Source organism: Acidovorax kalamii, assembly GCF_002245625.1.
GTDB lineage: Bacteria > Pseudomonadota > Gammaproteobacteria > Burkholderiales > Burkholderiaceae_C > Acidovorax > Acidovorax kalamii.
The window spans coordinates 944,431-961,396 of record NZ_NOIG01000004.1; the positions used below are offsets into that span (position 1 = coordinate 944,431).

The 16,966-nt window shown below is 63.8% G+C and carries 15 protein-coding genes; 9 read left to right on the forward strand and 6 right to left on the reverse strand.

Annotated features, from left to right (window positions below):
- The first annotated feature begins 2 nt into the window (after nt 1-2).
- Nucleotides 3-2,198 carry a polyphosphate kinase 1 gene (ppk1, locus tag CBY09_RS07430; RefSeq protein ID WP_276208256.1) on the forward strand — a complete coding sequence of 732 codons (2,196 nt, stop codon included), beginning with the start codon at nt 3-5 and terminating at the stop codon, nt 2,196-2,198.
- Nucleotides 2,195-2,659 carry a SixA phosphatase family protein gene (locus CBY09_RS07435; protein WP_094287890.1) on the forward strand — a complete coding sequence of 155 codons (465 nt, stop codon included), beginning with the start codon at nt 2,195-2,197 and terminating at the stop codon, nt 2,657-2,659. The genes ppk1 and CBY09_RS07435 overlap by 4 nt, the downstream gene beginning before the upstream one ends.
- A gap of 85 nt (nt 2,660-2,744) precedes the next feature.
- Here the strand turns inward: CBY09_RS07435 and CBY09_RS07440 are convergent, their stop codons facing one another.
- Nucleotides 2,745-3,251 carry a hypothetical protein gene (locus tag CBY09_RS07440; protein ID WP_094287892.1) on the reverse strand — a complete coding sequence of 169 codons (507 nt, stop codon included), beginning with the start codon at nt 3,249-3,251 and terminating at the stop codon, nt 2,745-2,747.
- Between the two features lie 52 nt (nt 3,252-3,303).
- A complete protein-coding gene (locus CBY09_RS07445; protein WP_094287896.1) occupies nt 3,304-4,782 on the reverse strand; it encodes a Ppx/GppA phosphatase family protein in 1,479 nt (492 codons plus the stop codon).
- 265 nt (nt 4,783-5,047) lie between these two features.
- Between CBY09_RS07445 and pstS the strand changes: the two genes are divergently transcribed.
- From pstS to phoR, 7 genes are all read left to right on the forward strand, one after another.
- A complete protein-coding gene (pstS, locus tag CBY09_RS07450) occupies nt 5,048-6,070 on the forward strand; it encodes a phosphate ABC transporter substrate-binding protein PstS (RefSeq protein WP_094287897.1) in 1,023 nt (340 codons plus the stop codon).
- 79 nt (nt 6,071-6,149) lie between these two features.
- The gene (gene pstC / locus CBY09_RS07455; RefSeq protein WP_063459538.1) at nt 6,150-7,169 is read left to right on the forward strand and encodes a phosphate ABC transporter permease subunit PstC; all 1,020 of its coding nucleotides are present in this window, start codon (nt 6,150-6,152) and stop codon (nt 7,167-7,169) included.
- Between the two features lie 33 nt (nt 7,170-7,202).
- A complete protein-coding gene (gene pstA, locus CBY09_RS07460) occupies nt 7,203-8,057 on the forward strand; it encodes a phosphate ABC transporter permease PstA (RefSeq protein ID WP_094287902.1) in 855 nt (284 codons plus the stop codon).
- A gap of 60 nt (nt 8,058-8,117) precedes the next feature.
- On the forward strand, nt 8,118-8,900 hold the full coding sequence (gene pstB, locus CBY09_RS07465; protein WP_094287903.1) for a phosphate ABC transporter ATP-binding protein PstB: 783 nt from the start codon (nt 8,118-8,120) through the stop codon (nt 8,898-8,900).
- A 12-nt stretch (nt 8,901-8,912) separates the two neighbouring features.
- Nucleotides 8,913-9,614 carry a phosphate signaling complex protein PhoU gene (phoU, locus tag CBY09_RS07470; RefSeq protein ID WP_094287905.1) on the forward strand — a complete coding sequence of 234 codons (702 nt, stop codon included), beginning with the start codon at nt 8,913-8,915 and terminating at the stop codon, nt 9,612-9,614.
- A gap of 23 nt (nt 9,615-9,637) precedes the next feature.
- On the forward strand, nt 9,638-10,348 hold the full coding sequence (gene phoB, locus CBY09_RS07475; RefSeq protein WP_063459542.1) for a phosphate regulon transcriptional regulator PhoB: 711 nt from the start codon (nt 9,638-9,640) through the stop codon (nt 10,346-10,348).
- Nucleotides 10,349-10,487: 139 nt separating this feature from the next.
- On the forward strand, nt 10,488-11,831 hold the full coding sequence (phoR, locus tag CBY09_RS07480; protein WP_094287907.1) for a phosphate regulon sensor histidine kinase PhoR: 1,344 nt from the start codon (nt 10,488-10,490) through the stop codon (nt 11,829-11,831).
- On the opposite strand, the gene CBY09_RS07485 is transcribed toward phoR, so the two are convergent.
- The 4 genes from CBY09_RS07485 to rho form a co-directional block, all read right to left on the reverse strand.
- Complete coding sequence (locus CBY09_RS07485) at nt 11,785-13,152, reverse strand: MATE family efflux transporter (protein WP_094287909.1); 1,368 nt, start codon at nt 13,150-13,152, stop codon at nt 11,785-11,787. The genes phoR and CBY09_RS07485 overlap by 47 nt on opposite strands.
- A complete protein-coding gene (locus CBY09_RS07490; protein WP_094287911.1) occupies nt 13,152-14,852 on the reverse strand; it encodes a hypothetical protein in 1,701 nt (566 codons plus the stop codon). Before CBY09_RS07490 ends, CBY09_RS07485 begins: the two co-directional genes overlap by 1 nt.
- 107 nt (nt 14,853-14,959) lie before the next feature.
- The gene (locus tag CBY09_RS07495; protein ID WP_044396829.1) at nt 14,960-15,214 is read right to left on the reverse strand and encodes a type B 50S ribosomal protein L31; all 255 of its coding nucleotides are present in this window, start codon (nt 15,212-15,214) and stop codon (nt 14,960-14,962) included.
- A 252-nt stretch (nt 15,215-15,466) separates the two neighbouring features.
- Nucleotides 15,467-16,729, reverse strand: a complete 1,263-nt coding sequence (gene rho, locus CBY09_RS07500; RefSeq protein ID WP_094287913.1) for a transcription termination factor Rho — start codon at nt 16,727-16,729, stop codon at nt 15,467-15,469.
- Between the last annotated feature and the right edge of the window lie 237 nt (nt 16,730-16,966).

Consider the following 16,966-nt stretch of genomic DNA (forward strand, 5'->3'; position numbering starts at 1 on the left):
CCATGTTGCCTTTGCTTCCAAATGATGCTGTGTCCGCGCAGCGTGAGCGTTCAGACACTGTGGCAGACGCATTGCGGGCGCCGCTGCCCGGCGAGGGGCGCGCGCCAGAGGTGCCACATGACGGGGCGCCGCCCGCCATGTTCCTCGACCGTGACCACAGCATTCTGGCGTTCAATGAGCGGGTCTTCGACTGGGCAGTGCGCGCGGACGTGCCGTTGCTGGAGCGCCTGCGCTATTTGTGCATTGTGTCGTCCAATCTGGACGAGTTTTTCGAGGTGCGCGCCGCACCCCACATCACCGCTGCCAAAAAGGGCGAAACCAAGGGGCTCTACACCGTAGGCTCCTTTGAGGCGCTCTCTATCAAGGTCCACGATCTGGTGGAGCGGCAGTACACCCTGTACAACGACGCCCTGGTGCCCGCTTTTGCTCAGCATGGCATTCGTATCGTTGGCCATGGTGACAGATCACCCGAGCAGAGGCGCTGGGTGCATGACTACTTTGTGCGCGAAGTGCGTCCTTTGTTGATTCCTGTGGGGCTGGACCCAGCGCACCCCTTTCCGCAGGTGGCCAACAAATCCTTGAACTTCATCGTTCGTCTCAAGGGACACGACGCTTTCGGGCGCGAAAACGAAATTGCCATCGTGAAGGTGCCGCGCGCGCTGCCACGCCTGATCCGCATTCCGGCGAAGGTGGCGCCCAGCGAGGCACTGTTCGTCAGCCTTTCAAGCATCATCCGCGCGCACCTGGAAGACCTTTTCCCAGGCCGGGAAGTCACCGAGTTCTCACAGTTCCGGGTTACGCGCCACTCCGATCTGGCACTGGATGAGGAGGACGTGCGCAACCTGCGCACCGCGCTTCGCCAAGGGTTGCAGCACCGCCACTACGGGCAGGCCGTGCGGCTGGAGGTGTCGGCGGGGTGCTCGAAATTTCTTTCGGATTTTCTGCTGGCGCAGTTCGGCCTTCCGGCCGCTGCGCTGTACCGCGTGCATGGGCCTGTGAACCTGGTGCGGCTGACGCAACTGGTGGACCTCGTCAACGACCCTGCGTTGCTGTTCCCGGCCTGGAGTTCGTCGTGGCCGCGCCAGTTGCAGCCGGGTGTGTCCATCATGGATCAGTTGCGCCAGCGGGACGTGTTGATCCACCAGCCCTTTGAGAGCTTCGATGGCCTGCTGGCCTTCTTGCGCGAGGCAGTGAACGATCCGCAGGTGTTGGTCATCAAGCAGACCATCTACCGCACAGGCGCCGATTCGGAGCTCATGGACCTGTTGTCCGAGGCGGTGCGCCGGGGCAAGGAAGTCATGGCGGTCGTGGAACTGAAAGCGCGTTTTGACGAAGAGGCCAACATCAACTGGGCTGAAGCGTTGGAGTCGATTGGCGCGCAGGTGGTGTACGGCGTGGTGGGGCTCAAGACCCATGCGAAGATGCTGCTGGTCACGCGCAGGGAGGGGCGGCAGCTGCGGCGCTATGGGCATCTCTCCACCGGCAACTACAACGTGCGCACGGCCCGGCTCTACACCGATCTGAGCTACTTGACAGCCGACGAGGAAACCACCGCCGACATGGACGGGGTGTTCAACCACCTGGCAAGCCAGAATCGCCCGCCCAAGCTGCGCAAGCTCATGCTGGCGCCTTTTCATCTGCACCGCCGCATGATCGACAAGATCGAGCAGGTCGGGCAGGCAGCAAGCCGGGGCGAGGACGCGCGGATCGTCGCCAAGATGAATGCACTCACGGATGAGACATTGATTCGCGCACTGATCCTCGCGGGGCAACGCGGAGCGCGCATTGACCTCATTGTGCGCGGTGCCTGCATGCTGGCCGCCCAGGTGCCGGGCGTCACGGACAACATCCGTGTGCGCTCCGTGATTGGCCGTTTTCTCGAACACACGCGTGTCTTCTATTTCCGTGCGGGCGTGGAGGAAGACCTGTATCTATCCAGTGCCGACTGGATGAACCGCAACATGATGCGCCGTGTCGAGCTGGCCTGGCCCGTCACGGACCCTGGCTTGCGTCAGCAGATCGTGGACGAATGCCTGGTTGCCTATCTGCATGATGACCGCGACGCCTGGACCCTCAACGCGCGTGGCACCTATGACCGTGCCCCGCGACCGGCGGATGGACTGGGTGCACAGAATGCCTTGATGGTGCGCTATGGGCCCGCCACGGCCATTTCCCGGGTCGAGCAAAGGGCGGAATGATGGATCTGATTCTGTGGCGTCACGCTGAAGCCGAAGAGGCTCTGGACGGCGGCGATGATCTGGCGCGGGTGCTGACTTCCCGGGGGGAGAAACAGGCTGCGCGCATGGCGGCATGGCTGGATCGGCAACTGCCGGAGGGGTTGCGCGTGCTGGCAAGCCCCGCACGGCGGACCGAGCAGACCGCCAACGCGCTGGGGCGCAAGTTCAAGATGCGGGCGGAGCTGCTTCCCGGCGGAAGTGTCGAGGATCTGCTGGAGCTGGCCCAGTGGCCTCGCGCCAAGGGCGCGGTGCTGATTGTCGGGCACCAGCCTGTGCTCGGGCAGACCATTGCTCAGTTGCTGGAGCTGCAGGCCTCTGAATGTGCAGTCCGAAAAGGCGCCGTGTGGTGGCTGCGTCAGCGCCAGCGGCTGGACCAGAGCCAGACGGTGCTGCTGACGGTGCAATCACCGGAGTTCCTCTAGCTCGCGCGGCGAGAAGAGGAAGCGGCGGGCGGAGCGCTTATTCGCTCTCGCTCGCTCGTCCGCCGGCTGTACGACCGTCGTTGTCTTACTTGCGGGATTTTGTGTTGGCCTTTGTCGCCGGTGCGGCGGCGGGGGCTGGGGCCTCTGCCTTGGGGCGCCCCGTCTTGATGGAGGGCACGGCCTGCAGCGCGCCGCGCAGCGCAGTGTCAGACAGGCCTGCCAATACCTTGAGGCCTGCGCGCAGCAATTCGCTCTTCTTGACTGGCTGCGCCAGGGTGGCAGCGCGCTGCTTGAGCGTTTCGATCACTGCATACTCATCCTTGGGGATGGTGAAGCTGTCGCGCACCAGTTTGGGCTTCTTGGCCTTGACGTCCTTGGCAACGACTGTCGCAGCAGCTTTGGGTGCCTTGGGTGCCACAGTTTTTTTAGTGGCAGGCGCCTTCTTGGTTTCGGCTTTTTTGGCAGGCTCGGTTGCGGCGCTGGCTGCAGGTTTGGCTGCTTTGGCGGGCTTGATGGCCTTGGCAGGTTGTGCCGAAGGGGCGGGGGCTGCCGGAGAGGTCGTAGTACCGGATGTAGAGGTCGCGTTGGTCATGGCAGTAAATCAATAAACGATATAAACAGTTTATATAGTTTATTGCCGATTGCTACGGTAGGTCAATGAGTAGCTCCCAAGGCGTTTTTTGCCAGGCCTGTGCCTCTTCACGCAGAAGGTGTGCGGACTGCGGGTACGCAGCGGCCCAGCCGACCCGTGTGCGGATAAAGAGGCGTTGCCCATTGCACTGCAGCGTCAGGCCGGCGGTGTCTGGGGCGCGGCGCGCGTGGCACAGGGCCACAGCAAGCCGCAGACAGAGTAGTTGAAGCACGAAGATGGGGTCATCCAGGTCCACGCCGAGCTTGCGGACCTTGCCACGCTGACCTTGCACGAGCACGCCGAGCCGGTGCAACTCAGGCACGGCAAAGCCAGCGGCATCGGTGTTGTCGAGGATGTAGGCGCCGTGGCGGTGCGCGTCGCTGTGCGAGATGAGGCAGCCGATCTCGTGCAGGCGGGCTGCCCAGTCCAGTTTGCGCGATGCGCGCTCACTGCCCTGCGGGGCTGCCTGGTCGAACAGCGCGCACGCCGTGCGTGCCACCCGCTCCGCATGTTCCAGGTCCACGCCAAAGCGGTGCATGAGCCCGTTCACGGTGGTGGTTCGAAGATCGGTCTCGGGTTGTTCGCGGTCGAGCAGGTCGTAGAGCGCGCCTTGGCGCAACGCTCCTTGCGCCACCTGCATTTCGTCGATCTCCAGAAGGTCAAAGATGGCGCGCAGCACACTGATGCCGCCCCCGATCACGGCGCGCCGCTCTTCTTTCAGCCCTTCCACGCGCAGGCGGTCGGCGCTTTGTGCGCGCAAGATGCGGTCATGAAGCCAGTTCAAGCCGTCGCGCGTAATCAGGCCTTCGGGCCCACCTGCGGCAGCCAGCACATCTCCCACGGCGCCTGCGGTGCCCGAAGACCCATAGGCGACCTCCCAGGCGTCGGGCCGGAAGGTCGCCAGGGCCTCGTCCAGCACCGCCTTGGCCGCAATTTCTGCCGCCAGGAAGGCCTGGGCCGTGAACTCGCCATGGGCAAAGTAACGCTGGGACCAGGCAACACTTCCCACGCGAAACGAGGCGACGGCATGTGGGGTGAATTGCTGGCCGAGGATGAATTCGGTGGAGCGCCCTCCGATATCCACCACCAGCCGCCGTTCATCCGATTGAGGCAGAAGCCGCGCCACGCCCTGATAGATCAGGCGGGCCTCTTCGGGGCCGGACACCACGTCGATAGGGTAGCCCAGTACCTCGCTGCCGCGCGACAGGAATTCCTCGCGGTTGCGGGCTTCCCGCAGGGTTTGGGTGGCCACAGCCCGGACCTGGGCCCGGGGGAAACCTGCCAGCCGCTCGCCAAATCGCGCCAGACAGGCCCAGCCCCGCTCCATGGCGTCTTGTGTCAAGTTCCGGTTCTCATCCAGTCCGTTGCCCTGGCGCACGGTCTCCTTGAGGTATTCCACCCGTTGTATGTGACCGAACTCATAGCGCCCGATTTCAAGGCGAAAGCTGTTGGAGCCGAGGTCTACCGCGGCGAGGCGTGTGCCGTTCTGCATGGGATTCTGGTGAAAGCGTCGTGCGGCATCGTACCGCGAGCTTCTGAGGGGCTGGGGCAGCAAATCCCCTGTCAGCCGGAGCAGGGGGATTTTTAGAACACTGGAGTGTGTGCCTCATTTATGACGAATGGGTGACTTCCGCAGGGTGTTCGTCGTCACTTGTGTGGCAATAGCCTGAGGGTGGCTATTTGTGTCACTGAATTGTCATCTTGGAGCCCTAGAGTTCAGCCTGTTCCTGTCAACCCTAGCCAAAAGGTACTGAATAATGAAACGCACATTTCTCAAAACCGTCGCTGTAGCCTTGGCCTCCCTGGCCGTTGGCAGCGCTTTCGCGGCGGATATCACCGGTGCGGGTGCCACCTTCCCCTTCCCCATGTACGCCAAGTGGGCGGAAGCCTACAAGAAGGAAACGGGGACAGGTCTCAATTACCAGTCCATCGGTTCTTCCGGTGGCATTCGCCAGATCCGTGCCAAGACCGTTGTTTTTGGTGCCACGGATGCCCCGGTGCCTGGCGCAGAGCTCGACAAGGATGGCATGGTGCAGTTCCCCGCCATCATCGGCGGCACGGTGCCCGTGATCAACCTGGACGGCTTCAAGCCTGGCGAGCTGCGTGTGACCGGCCCCGTGCTGGCCGAAATTTTCCTGGGCAAGATCGCCAAGTGGAATGACGCCAAGCTGGCAGCGTTGAACCCCGGCAAGACCCTGCCCGACCAGAACATCACGGTGGTCCACCGTGCAGATGGTTCCGGCACCACCTTCAACTGGACGGACTACCTGTCTGCCGTCAGCAAGGAGTGGGCGGATTCCGTGGGCAAGGGTGCGGCTGTGAAGTGGCCTGCTGCGTCTTCGGTGGGCGGCAAAGGCAATGAAGGCGTTGCAGCCAATGTGACCCGCGTGAAGGGCGCTGTCGGCTACGTGGAGTACGCCTACGTCAAGAAGAACAACATGAATTTTCTGCAACTGCAGAACGCCGACGGCAAGTATGTGAGCCCGGACGACGCCACGTTTGCCGCCGCTGCCGCCAGCGCCGACTGGTTCAGCGTGCCTGGCATGGGCATTTCGATGGTGAACGCCAAGGGTGCGAACAGCTGGCCGGTCAGCACAGCCTCCTTCATCCTGATGTACAAGGACCCCGCCGACAAGGCCCAGTCGGCCGAAGTGCTGAAGTTCTTTGACTGGGCTTTCAAGAACGGCAAGCAGATGGCTGCCGACCTGGACTACGTGCCCCTGCCCGACAGCCTGACCGCTGAGATCCGTTCCAAGGTGTGGTCGCAAATCAAGAAGTAAGCAGTCTGCTCCAAAATAGCGCCCATCGGTCGGCCTGGCTGGCCGATGGGCGCTGGTTTGTGGGGCCTCCAGAAGCCAGATGGGAGTCAACATGAGCGTGGGAACCACCATGAGTTCACAACCCGCGTCTGTCAAAGTGACAGGCGCCCCCACTAAGTCGATGGTGTCGATTGCCAAGCGGCAGCGACTTCAGGACATCTTTTTCCATCGGCTGACCCAAAGCCTCTCTTTGCTGGTGCTGGCTGCGTTGCTCGGCATCATCGTCTCGCTCTTCATTTACGCGTGGCCAGCGTTTCACAAGTTTGGCGTCCAGTTCATCTGGCGTGTGGAATGGGACATCGTCAATGAAGAATTCGGTGCCGCCATTGCCATCGTCGGCACGCTGGCGAGCGCAGGCATTGCGCTGCTGATTGCGGTGCCGCTGGCCTTCGGTATCGCCCTGTTTCTGACCGAAACCTGCCCGGTGTGGCTGCGCCGCCCACTGGGCACGGCGGTTGAACTGCTGGCGGCCGTGCCGTCCATCATCTACGGCATGTTCGGCCTGTTCGTGTTCGCGCCGCTGTTTGCCGATTACTTCCAGATGCCTGTGCAGAAGCTGCTGGGCTCCATGCCGCTGGTGGGTTTCCTGTTTGGTGGCAGCACCAATGGCTTCGGCATCCTGGCAGCGGGCATCGTGCTCGCCTTCATGGTTTTGCCCTTCGTGGCAGCCGTGATGCGCGACGTGTTCGAGATCGTGCCCCCCATCCTGCGCGAATCGGCCTATGGCCTGGGCTGCACGACCTGGGAGGTGGTGCGCCGCGTGGTGCTGCCTTACACACAGAAGGGCGTGATTGGTGGCGTGATGCTGGGCCTGGGTCGCGCTCTGGGCGAGACCATGGCGGTGACCTTTGTGATTGGCAATGCCAACCGCATGCCGACCTCGCTCTTCTCGCCTGGAACCTCCATCGCATCTACCCTGGCCAACGAGTTTGGCGAAGCGGCGGATTTCCACCTCTCCACGCTGTTTGCCCTGGGCTTCCTGCTCTTTGTGATCACCTTTGTGGTGTTGTCGGCCGCCAAGATCATGCTGCTGCGCGCCGAGAAGGCCAAGGGCCTTTGAGCCCCCATGAAACCCTCTATCGAGACAAGCTCCATGGAATTCAACCAACAACTCTACAAAAAGCGCCAGCGCTCCAATGCCATCGGTCTGACCCTGTCCCTGGGCGCCATGGTGCTGGGCCTGTTTGTGCTGCTCTGGATCCTGAGCGTGCTGCTGACCAACGGCTTCGCTGCGCTGGATTGGAACATGTTCACCCAGTCCACGCCAGCGCCCGGCTCGGAAGGCGGCGGTCTGGCCAATGCCATCGTGGGCAGCCTGCTGATGGTGGGCTTCACCGTGCTGGTGTCTACCCCCATCGGCGTGTTGGCCGGCGTGTACTTGGCCGAATACAGTGAGCAGAGTAAGGTGGCGGAACTGACCCGGTTCGTGACCGACATCATGCTGTCGGCACCGTCCATCGTGCTGGGCCTGTTCGTCTATGCGATTGCCGTGGCCACGGTGGGCAACTTCTCTGGCTGGGCGGGCAGCCTGGCGCTGTCGCTGATCGCTGTGCCCGTGGTCGTTCGCACGACCGAAAACATGCTGCGCCTGGTGCCCGGCAGCCTGCGCGAAGCCGCCTTTGCCCTGGGCGCTCCGCGCTGGAAGGTCTCCACCATGGTCACTCTGCGCGCTGCCCGCAGCGGCGTGATGACCGGCCTGCTGCTGGCCGTGGCCCGCATCAGCGGAGAAACAGCTCCTTTGCTGTTCACGGCGCTGAACAACCAGTTCTTCAGCACCAACATGAATGCGCCCATGGCCAACCTGCCCGTGGTGATCTTCCAGTTTGCGCTGAGCCCATACGAAAACTGGGTGCGCCTGGCGTGGGGCGGCGCGCTGCTGATCACGCTCTCGGTGCTGATTCTCAACATCGTGGCGCGGGTGTTCCTGCGCGAGAAAAACCGCGTCTGACCCGGCCCGCAGACCCCACTGCAGACACTGACAAGACAGTCTCCATCTTCAGGAATTGACATGAACGCCACTGCTACCGCCACTGCCAGCAAGAACGCGCTGGAGCTGCGCAACCTGAGCTTTTTCTACGGCAAGTTCCAGGGCCTGCGCAACGTGAGCCTCAACATCGCAGAACACAAGGTCACCGCTTTCATCGGCCCCTCGGGCTGCGGCAAGTCCACGCTGCTGCGCACGCTGAACCGCATGTACAGCCTGTACCCCGGCCAGCGCGCTGAGGGCTCCATCAACTTCTACGGCCAGGACATCCTGGACCCCAAGCAGGACATCAACCTGCTGCGTGCCCGCATCGGCATGGTGTTCCAGAAGCCCACGCCGTTTCCCATGTCCATCTACGACAACATCGCGTTTGGCGTGAAGCTGTATGAAAGCCTGAGCAAGAGTGAGATGGATGACCGCGTGGAATGGGCGCTGTCCAAGGCCGCGCTGTGGACCGAAGTGAAGGACAAGTTGCACCAGAGCGGCCTGTCGCTGTCCGGCGGCCAGCAGCAGCGCCTGTGCATCGCGCGCAGCGTGGCGGTGAAGCCATCGGTGCTGTTGCTAGACGAGCCCACCTCGGCGCTGGACCCGCTGTCCACCGCCAAGATCGAAGAGCTGATCGACGAACTCAAGCACGACTACACGATCGCCATCGTGACCCACAACATGCAGCAGGCCGCGCGCTGCAGCGACTACACGGCCTACATGTACCTCGGCGAAATGATCGAGTTCGGCGCTACCGAGCAGATCTTCTTCAAGCCCGAGCGCAAGGAAACCGAAGACTACATCACCGGCCGTTTCGGCTAAGGAGACAACGAGATGCCCGATAAACATCTTTCCTCGCAGTTCGACAGCGAACTCAACAGCGTCTCTGCCCGCGTCATGGAGATGGGCGGCCTCGTGGAGTCGCAGATCCGCCAGGCGGTCTACGCGCTTTCGCAGTTCAGCCTGGAAGCCGTGGACACCGTGGCCTCGATGGAGACCCGCATCAATGCGATGGAGGTCGAGATCGACCAGGAGCTGTCTTCCATCATTGCCCGACGCCAGCCCACCGCGCGCGACCTGCGCCTGCTGCTGGCCTTCTCCAAGGCCACGGCCAACCTGGAGCGCATGGGTGACGAGGCCAACAAGATGGCCCGCATGGTGCGTTCCATCATCGAGAGCGGTGCCCCGCGCTCGCTGCCGTCGAGCGACCTGCGCACGGCGGCCGAACTGGCCTCGGGCCTGCTCCGCAAGACGCTGGATGCATTTGCGCGCCTGGATGTGAAGGCTGCCGTGGCCATCCTCAAGGAGGACGACCTCATCGACAAGGAGTTTGACGGCTTCGTGCGCAAGCTCATCACCTACATGATGGAAGACCCCCGCACCATCTCGCCCAGCCTGGACCTGCTGTTCCTGGCCAAGGCGATCGAGCGCATCGGAGACCATTCCAAGAACGTGGCCGAACTCATCATCTATCTGGTCAAGGGCAAGGATGTGCGCCACACTGCCCTCGACGAGATCGAGTCGGCCGTGCTGTAAGAAGAAAGGGCTTTGGCAACACCATGAGAAAGCTCCCACGCGTCCTCATCGTCGAGGACGAACCCGCGATTGCCGAGCTGATCGCCGTCAATCTGCGCCACAACGGATTCCAGCCTTTCTGGGCAGAAGACGGCGACTCCGCCCAGCGCGAGCTCGATGCCGTGCTGCCGGATGTCATCCTGCTTGACTGGATGCTGCCCGGCCAGAGCGGCCTGTCGCTGGCCCGCAAATGGCGCGCCGACAGCCGCACCAAGCCCATCCCCATCCTCATGCTGACCGCCCGTGGCGACGAGCCGGACAAGGTGGCGGGTTTGGACGCCGGTGCCGACGACTACATCACGAAGCCGTTCTCCACGCAGGAGCTGCTGGCCCGCATCCGCGCCGTGCTGCGCCGCCGCGCTCCTGAACAAGTGAGTGACAGCGTGACGATTGGCGAACTGGTGCTCGATGCTGCGACCTACCGCGTGTCCTACCAGGCGCAGCCCCTGAAGGTGGGGCCCACCGAATTCAAGCTGCTGCACTTTCTGATGAAACACGCCGAGCGTGTGCACAGCCGTTCGCAACTGCTGGACAAGGTATGGGGTGACCATGTGTTCATTGAAGAGCGCACGGTGGATGTGCATGTGAAGCGCCTGCGCGAGGCGCTGGGCGGCGCATCGGTGATGGTGGAAACCGTGCGGGGCGCGGGCTACCGGCTCACGGCACAGCCACAGGTGCAATTGCAGCAGGCCTGAAACGGCGTGGACGAACCCGGCGTGCCCGTGCCCCGGACGGGCCGGGGCCTTGCATACCGTCTGAGCTGGTTCTCCTTGTGATGTAAACGGGGCGCACGCGTTGCGCCCCTGGTGTTTTTGAAAAGGCTTTGCTGAGCGCATGCTGTGGCGAATTACGTATTTCCTGCTCTGGCAGATTGCGGGCGGAGGGCTGGGCTGGTGGGAGGGGGGCCCCTGGGGCGCGGCCTTGGGCGCAGCGCTGGCGGGCTGGGCCTGGTTTGTGTGGGACCTGCTGCGCGGCGTGCGGGTGCTGCGCTGGCTGCGCACCGGCGATCTGGTGAATGTGCCCGTGATGCGTGGCATCTGGGGCGAGGCGGCGGACCGCGCCCGGCGCCTGCTGCGCAGGCAGGAGGCGCTTGTCCGCGACAGCCAGGACCGGTTACAGGAGATCCTGGCCGCGCTGCAGGCTTCGCCCAATGGCGTGGTGCTGCTCGATGCGCAGGGCCGCATTGAATGGTGCAACCAGATGGCGGCGAGCCAGTTTGGTTTTGATGCCCAGCGCGATGTGATGCAGTCCATCGGCAACCTGCTGCGCAACCCCGAGTTCACGGCCTACTTCGCGGCCAAGGATTTCTCCAGCGACGTGGTGCTGGAGGGGCGCCTGAGCACGTCGTCGCGCCCGGTGCGCATCTCGGTGCACCTGCACCCGTATGGTGACGGGCGCACCTTGCTGCTCTCGCGCGATGTCACGGCACTGGAGCAGGCCGACGCCATGCGGCGCGACTTTGTGGCCAATGTGTCGCACGAGATCCGCACCCCCCTCACCGTGCTCACGGGTTTTGTCGAAACCCTGCAGACCCTGCCCCTGAGTGCTGATGAGCGCGCCCGCTACCTGGGCATGATGGCGCAGCAGGCCCAGCGCATGCAAAGCGTGGTGCAGGATCTGCTCACCCTGTCGCGCCTGGAGGGCAGCCCGCTGCCCGGCATGGCCGAATGGACCCCCGTGCAGTCGCTGATGCAGCGCTGCGAGGAGGAGGGCCGGGCGCTGTCGGCACTGCTCACGCAGAACCAGCAGCGCACGCATGAGATCCGCTTCCCGACAGCCGAGGCCTTGCGCAGCGAGGGCGAGATTGCCGGTGTGCCCGCCGAGCTGCAAAGCGCCTTGTCCAACCTGGTCAACAACGCCGTGCGCTACACGCCCGCTGGCGGCTCCATCGCCGTGGTGTGGGAGCGCAAGGAAGACGGCGATGCCGTGTTTTCGGTGCAGGACACCGGCCCCGGCATCGCGCCCGAGCACATTCCGCGCCTGACAGAGCGCTTTTACCGTGTGGACCGCAGCCGCTCGCGCGAAACGGGCGGCACGGGCCTGGGCTTGGCCATCGTGAAGCATGTGCTGCAGCGCCACGGCGCCACGCTCGACATATCCAGCACCCTGGGCAAGGGCTCGGTGTTTTCGGTCACCTTCCCTGCAAACCGGCTGCGTGGTTTTGCTCTGCCGGGGTGATGGCCTGCCAGAGCATGGCCATGAACAGGGCGGCCGTGACCGCCAGGGCGGCAGCGCTGGCCGCCCAGAACGGGATGGGCGAAGGGGCCTGCGCCCAGGGGCCGTGGCCAGCGTAGGCCAACCAGTAGCCTCCGCCCAGGCCCGCACCCCAGAGCAGGGTGCAGTACACGGCCAGCGGGGCCAGGGTGATGCGGTAGCAGCGCAGCACAAAAACACACAGGGTTTGCAGCACATCGGCCACGTGGTAGGCGGCAACCCACACCAGCACGCCCCCGGTCATCGCCACCACGCTGGCGTTGGCCGAGTACACGCTTCCAATATGGTCTTTTGCTATCAATAATATAGCTGCAAAGGCAATACCAGCAGGCGCAGAAAGCCTGAAACCTATGAAAACAACCTTGCGCGCCTGCGCCGGGTTACCTGCACCCAGCCAGTAACTTACCCGCGCGCTGGTGGCGATGGCCAATGACAGCGGCACCATGTAGAGCACGGCGGCCAGGTTGGCGGCAATCTGGTGGGCTGCGGATGCCGTAGTGCCCTGGCGCGCGATGAACAAAGCCATCAGCGTGAACGAGGTCACCTCGACCATCACCGCCAGGCCCGCAGGAATGCCCAGCCGCGCGAAGCCCGCAATGGTGGGCCAGTGGGGCGGTTCCATGCGGCGCCACAGGTCCAGGGGTTCGTAGAGGTCTTGCGTGCGCAGCAGCCAGATGGCAAGGGCCAGCATGCTGCAGTTGACGACCAGGGTGGCCCAGGCGCAACCCACCACGCCCTGCGCGGGCAGGCCCGCACCACCAAACGTGAACCACACCGACAGCGGCAGCTTGATGAACAGCGAGCCCACCTGCAGCCAGGTCACCAGCTGGGGCTTGCCCAGAGCCTGGTTCAGCGTGCTGTAGATGCGGAACAGCAGGGCCGGGGGCAGCGCGAGCGCCAGAACGGCCAGGTAGTTCTCCACGTCGGGTTGCAGTGCGGCTGGGACATCGGTCCAGCGCAGGATGGGCCCCGGCGAGAGCAGGATGGCCATGCCCGCCACCGAGGCAGCTCCGCACAGATACAGGGCCTGGCGCAGCGAGCGGCCCACCCCCTCGGTCTCGCGCGCACCGCGCTGCTCGGCCCACACGGGCAGCAGCGCCTGCAGCACACCAATCAGCGCCACATAGACGCTGATGAAAATGGCCGAGCCCACGGATAGCGCGGCGAGCGAGGCTTCGCTGTAGCGGCCAGCCACAATGGTGTCCGTCACGCCAAAGGCCATGACAGCCAGTTGCCCGGCCAGCACCGTGAGGGCATGCCGGGTGATGGTGGAGCGTTCCGACATCAGCGCGCCGGGCCTTTGCGGCGCAGCAGCAGCAGGTGGTCGTTCTTGTCCGTCGGGCGGGGCAGGGTGGCCTTGAGCTCCCACAAGGCAGCGTTGACCATGCGTTCAGACGCGGGCCAAGATGCGATGTCTGCCAGCAGCCACTGGCATTCGTCCTGCAGGCCCGCCCGCTGCAGCGAGAGCCGGCCGTGGTACTGCAGCGCGGCCACCTGGGCGCGGCTCAGCCCCACCGTCTGGATGCACCCGGGCTCCGGCCCCATTGCCGCCAACACACTGCGCACCTGCGGGGTGTAGCTGCGCGCATAGTCCAGCAGCGGCAGCCACAGCGTCATCAGCAGCACCCAGCCCAGGGCGGCACCGCCAGCGGGCAGCACCAGGCTTTTCCAGATCGGGGCGCGGTTGCGGGACGCGCGCCACCAGACAAGCCCACACCAGCCCACGGTGGCTGCCAGGGCCACCACCAGGGCCAGGGTTGAAAACTGGGGCTCGAAGCCTGGAGCCAGCTTGGCCACATTGGCGGCGGGCTTGGCGGGCACGCCGGTCTGCATGGCGATCCAGATCACCCAGATCGCCAGCGCGGACACGGTGAAGAACAGCAGTGTGAACCAGTCGATCAGGGCCCCCACGCTGCGGCGCAGGGTGGGCAGTGCAAACGCGGCCAGCGCCGCCATGGCGGGCAGGCCCAGCAACAGGGCGCGGTCTGCAGGCTGGGTGCTGAGGGTGGCGGCAACGGAAACCACCGAGAACCACAGCGGCAGCAGCAGATGCCGGTGGCCCTGGCGGCTCACGATCTGCTTGCGCCAGCGCCACAGGGTCCACAGCGCCAGCGGCCAGGCGGGCCAGCCAAACCATATCAGTAGCCGCACCAGACTCTGCCACTCCTTGGCGCCTGTACCGCCGCCCACAATGCGCCAGCGCCACAGGTCCAGCGCCCAGGCCGCCCAGGCTGCCAGCAGCGTGACGGCCAGTAAGCCCAGCGCCCAGGGCCACCGGCGGTCGGTGCTGCTGCCTGGGGCCAGCGCTACCAGCGCCATGCTGCCAATGCCCAGCATCGCGGCCAGGGCAGGGGCCCCGGCCAGCGTCAGCCCGAGCAGGCCTACCACCAGCGCAATGGCTGGTGCCACGGTGCGGTGGGGCATGGCGGCCACCGCAAAAAAGAGCAGTGCGGTGCAGCTGAGCTGCACCAGATAGCTGGTGGTTTCGTGCGACAGCTGGGCCAGCCCCAGGCAGGCGATCAAGGCCAGCAGCGCGCCATCGGCAATCGCACGGGCATAGTCGAGCGGAGGGGCCTCGCCGCCAAACGCAAACGCCACGGGCTGCGCGCCGGGGCTGCGGGCCAGGTAGTACACGCCGTACCAGGTCGCTATGAGTGTGAGAGCCAGCAGCCCGGCAAACGGAATGCGCACGGCCATCTCGGCCGACAGCCAGGAGGGCGCAATCTGCATCGCCCAGGCGCCCAGCCAGTAGGGCAGCAGCCCCTCTGTTTCGGGTGGCATGCCGCCCAGCAAGGGGGCGAGCCATGGTGTGCGGCCCTGGGCCAGCTCCAGCATGTAACCAAATGCCGTGACATCGGCATTCTTCCAGGGGCCACGCCCGACATAGCCCGGCACCACGTAGGCGATGCACAGCAGCAGCAACGCCCAGCGTGGAAGTGGGCTCACGGCATTCTGGGTAACGATGGCGGGGGTCGGTGGGGTCACGCGTCAGTGGGTAGCAATGCGAAGAGCCACCGAGAATAAGGGCAAAACAAAGAAAAAGGCAGCCCGGTTGCCCGGGCTGCCTTTTTGGCGGGAACGCAGGAAGCGAATTACTTCGCTGCGGTCTTGCCGAAACGGTTGCGGAAGCGCTCCACGCGGCCACCCATGTTGTCCACGGACTTTTGCGTGCCGGTGTAGAAGGGGTGCGATTCAGAGGAGGTGTCCAGCTTGAACAGCGGGTATTCCTTGCCTTCGAAGGTTTCGGTTTCCTTCGTGTTCACGCACGAGCGGGTCACGAACTTGAAGCCGTTGGACAGGTCCACGAACAGAACTTCGCGGTAGTTGGGGTGAATGCCTTCTTTCATGATCTTCCTTTGAGTCAACTGCGGGAGCCGCACCGGCCAGTCCGATGTACTTTCCGCAAGAAAAAGCCCTCTATTATTGCATAGACGGCGATTTCTCCATTTTCAGGTTTCCCGCGTTTGTTCGAAACTGCCACGGCAGCCCATGCGAGAACCGCCGCGCAAGGGTCCCCCGCCGCGCTGGCGGTGTCCCCCTTCCCGAATTGCAGCGCAATTCGAGAGACGGGGGAAGGTGCAAAGCGCCTCAGGGGGATGTCACCCGCCTCTTCGCATCATGTCGAAAAAGTCCACATTGGTCTTGGTGGCCTTCATGTTCTTGATCATCAGCTCCATGGACTCGATCTCGTCCATGTTGTACATGAACTGGCGCAGGATGCGGGTCTTCTGCAGGATCTCGGGCGCCAGCAGCAGCTCTTCGCGGCGCGTGCCGCTCTTGTTCAGTTCGATGGCGGGGAACACACGCTTTTCGTACAGGCGGCGGTTCAGGTGGATTTCGCAGTTGCCCGTGCCCTTGAACTCTTCAAAGATCACTTCGTCCATGCGGCTGCCGGTATCGACCAGCGCAGTGGCGATGATGGTCAGCGAGCCGCCTTCCTCGACCTTGCGCGCGGCGCCAAAGAAGCGCTTGGGGCGCTGCAGTGCAGCAGCGTCCACGCCACCCGACAGCACCTTGCCGCTCGACGGCACGACGTTGTTGTAGGCGCGGGCCAGGCGGGTGATGGAGTCCAGCAGGATCACCACGTCCTTCTTCAGTTCGACCAGACGCTTGGCGCGCTCGATCACCATTTCGGCCACATGCACGTGACGGGCGGCAGGCTCGTCGAAGGTGGAGGCAATGATGTCGCCCTTGACCGTACGCTGCATTTCGGTCACTTCTTCAGGGCGCTCGTCCACCAGCAGCACCATCAGGTGCACGTCAGGGTTGTTGGCCGTGATGGCGTGGGCGATGTGCTGCATCATCACCGTCTTGCCGCTCTTGGGCGGCGCCACGATCAGTGCGCGCTGGCCGCGGCCGATGGGGGCAATGATGTCGATGATGCGACCGGTGATGTTCTCGTCGCCCTTGATCTCGCGTTCCAGGCGCATCTGTTCCTTGGGGAACAGGGGCGTCAGGTTTTCGAACATCACCTTGTGCTTGTTCTGCTCGGGCGGTCCGCCATTGACCGAGTCGAGCTTGGTCAGGGCAAAGTAGCGCTCACCGTCCTTGGGCGTGCGCACTTCGCCTTCGATCATGTCGCCGGTGTGCAGGTTGAAGCGGCGCACCTGGCTGGGGCTGATGTAGATGTCGTCCGTGCTAGCCGTGAAGCTGGTGTCAGGGCTGCGCAAGAAGCCAAATCCGTCGGGCAGGATTTCCAGCACGCCATCCGCAAACACCTGCTCGCCCGCCTTGGCGCGCTTCTTGATGATGGCAAACATCAACTCCTGTTTGCGCATCCGTCCCGTGTTTTCGATTTCGAGTTCTTCGGCTTGCTTCAGGACTTCAGACACGTGCAGTGCCTTGAGTTCGTTTAAGTGCATGGAGTGACTCCTTGGCGGAGCTGGTAAGAATCTTGGGGGAGGGGGCTGGTGCCGGAAGGGCTGCTGTTTGCAGGCCCGGCCCGCCGGGGATCTTGGTCCGGCTGCCAATGCGTGCAGGCCGGTGATCGAGGGGAATTATGACAGGAAAAAAAGCAGGTGCTTCAGGGGTGTGCTATGAGCAGCTGCATGCAGCGCCACTCTGGCACTGCATGCATGCCATATGCACCCAAAAAAATG

Coding starts and splice junctions, on each gene's coding strand:
- pstS (WP_094287897.1), top strand. CDS start 5,048: ATGAAACGCACATTTCTCAAAACCGTCGCTGTAGCCTTGGCCTCCCTG.
- CBY09_RS07435 (WP_094287890.1), top strand. CDS start 2,195: ATGATGGATCTGATTCTGTGGCGTCACGCTGAAGCCGAAGAGGCTCTG.
- CBY09_RS07495 (WP_044396829.1), bottom strand. CDS start 15,214: ATGAAAGAAGGCATTCACCCCAACTACCGCGAAGTTCTGTTCGTGGAC.
- phoB (WP_063459542.1), top strand. CDS start 9,638: ATGAGAAAGCTCCCACGCGTCCTCATCGTCGAGGACGAACCCGCGATT.
- CBY09_RS07485 (WP_094287909.1), bottom strand. CDS start 13,152: ATGTCGGAACGCTCCACCATCACCCGGCATGCCCTCACGGTGCTGGCC.
- ppk1 (WP_276208256.1), top strand. CDS start 3: ATGTTGCCTTTGCTTCCAAATGATGCTGTGTCCGCGCAGCGTGAGCGT.
- pstA (WP_094287902.1), top strand. CDS start 7,203: ATGGAATTCAACCAACAACTCTACAAAAAGCGCCAGCGCTCCAATGCC.
- pstC (WP_063459538.1), top strand. CDS start 6,150: ATGGGAGTCAACATGAGCGTGGGAACCACCATGAGTTCACAACCCGCG.
- CBY09_RS07440 (WP_094287892.1), bottom strand. CDS start 3,251: ATGACCAACGCGACCTCTACATCCGGTACTACGACCTCTCCGGCAGCC.
- pstB (WP_094287903.1), top strand. CDS start 8,118: ATGAACGCCACTGCTACCGCCACTGCCAGCAAGAACGCGCTGGAGCTG.
- rho (WP_094287913.1), bottom strand. CDS start 16,729: ATGCACTTAAACGAACTCAAGGCACTGCACGTGTCTGAAGTCCTGAAG.
- phoR (WP_094287907.1), top strand. CDS start 10,488: ATGCTGTGGCGAATTACGTATTTCCTGCTCTGGCAGATTGCGGGCGGA.
- CBY09_RS07445 (WP_094287896.1), bottom strand. CDS start 4,782: ATGCAGAACGGCACACGCCTCGCCGCGGTAGACCTCGGCTCCAACAGC.
- phoU (WP_094287905.1), top strand. CDS start 8,913: ATGCCCGATAAACATCTTTCCTCGCAGTTCGACAGCGAACTCAACAGC.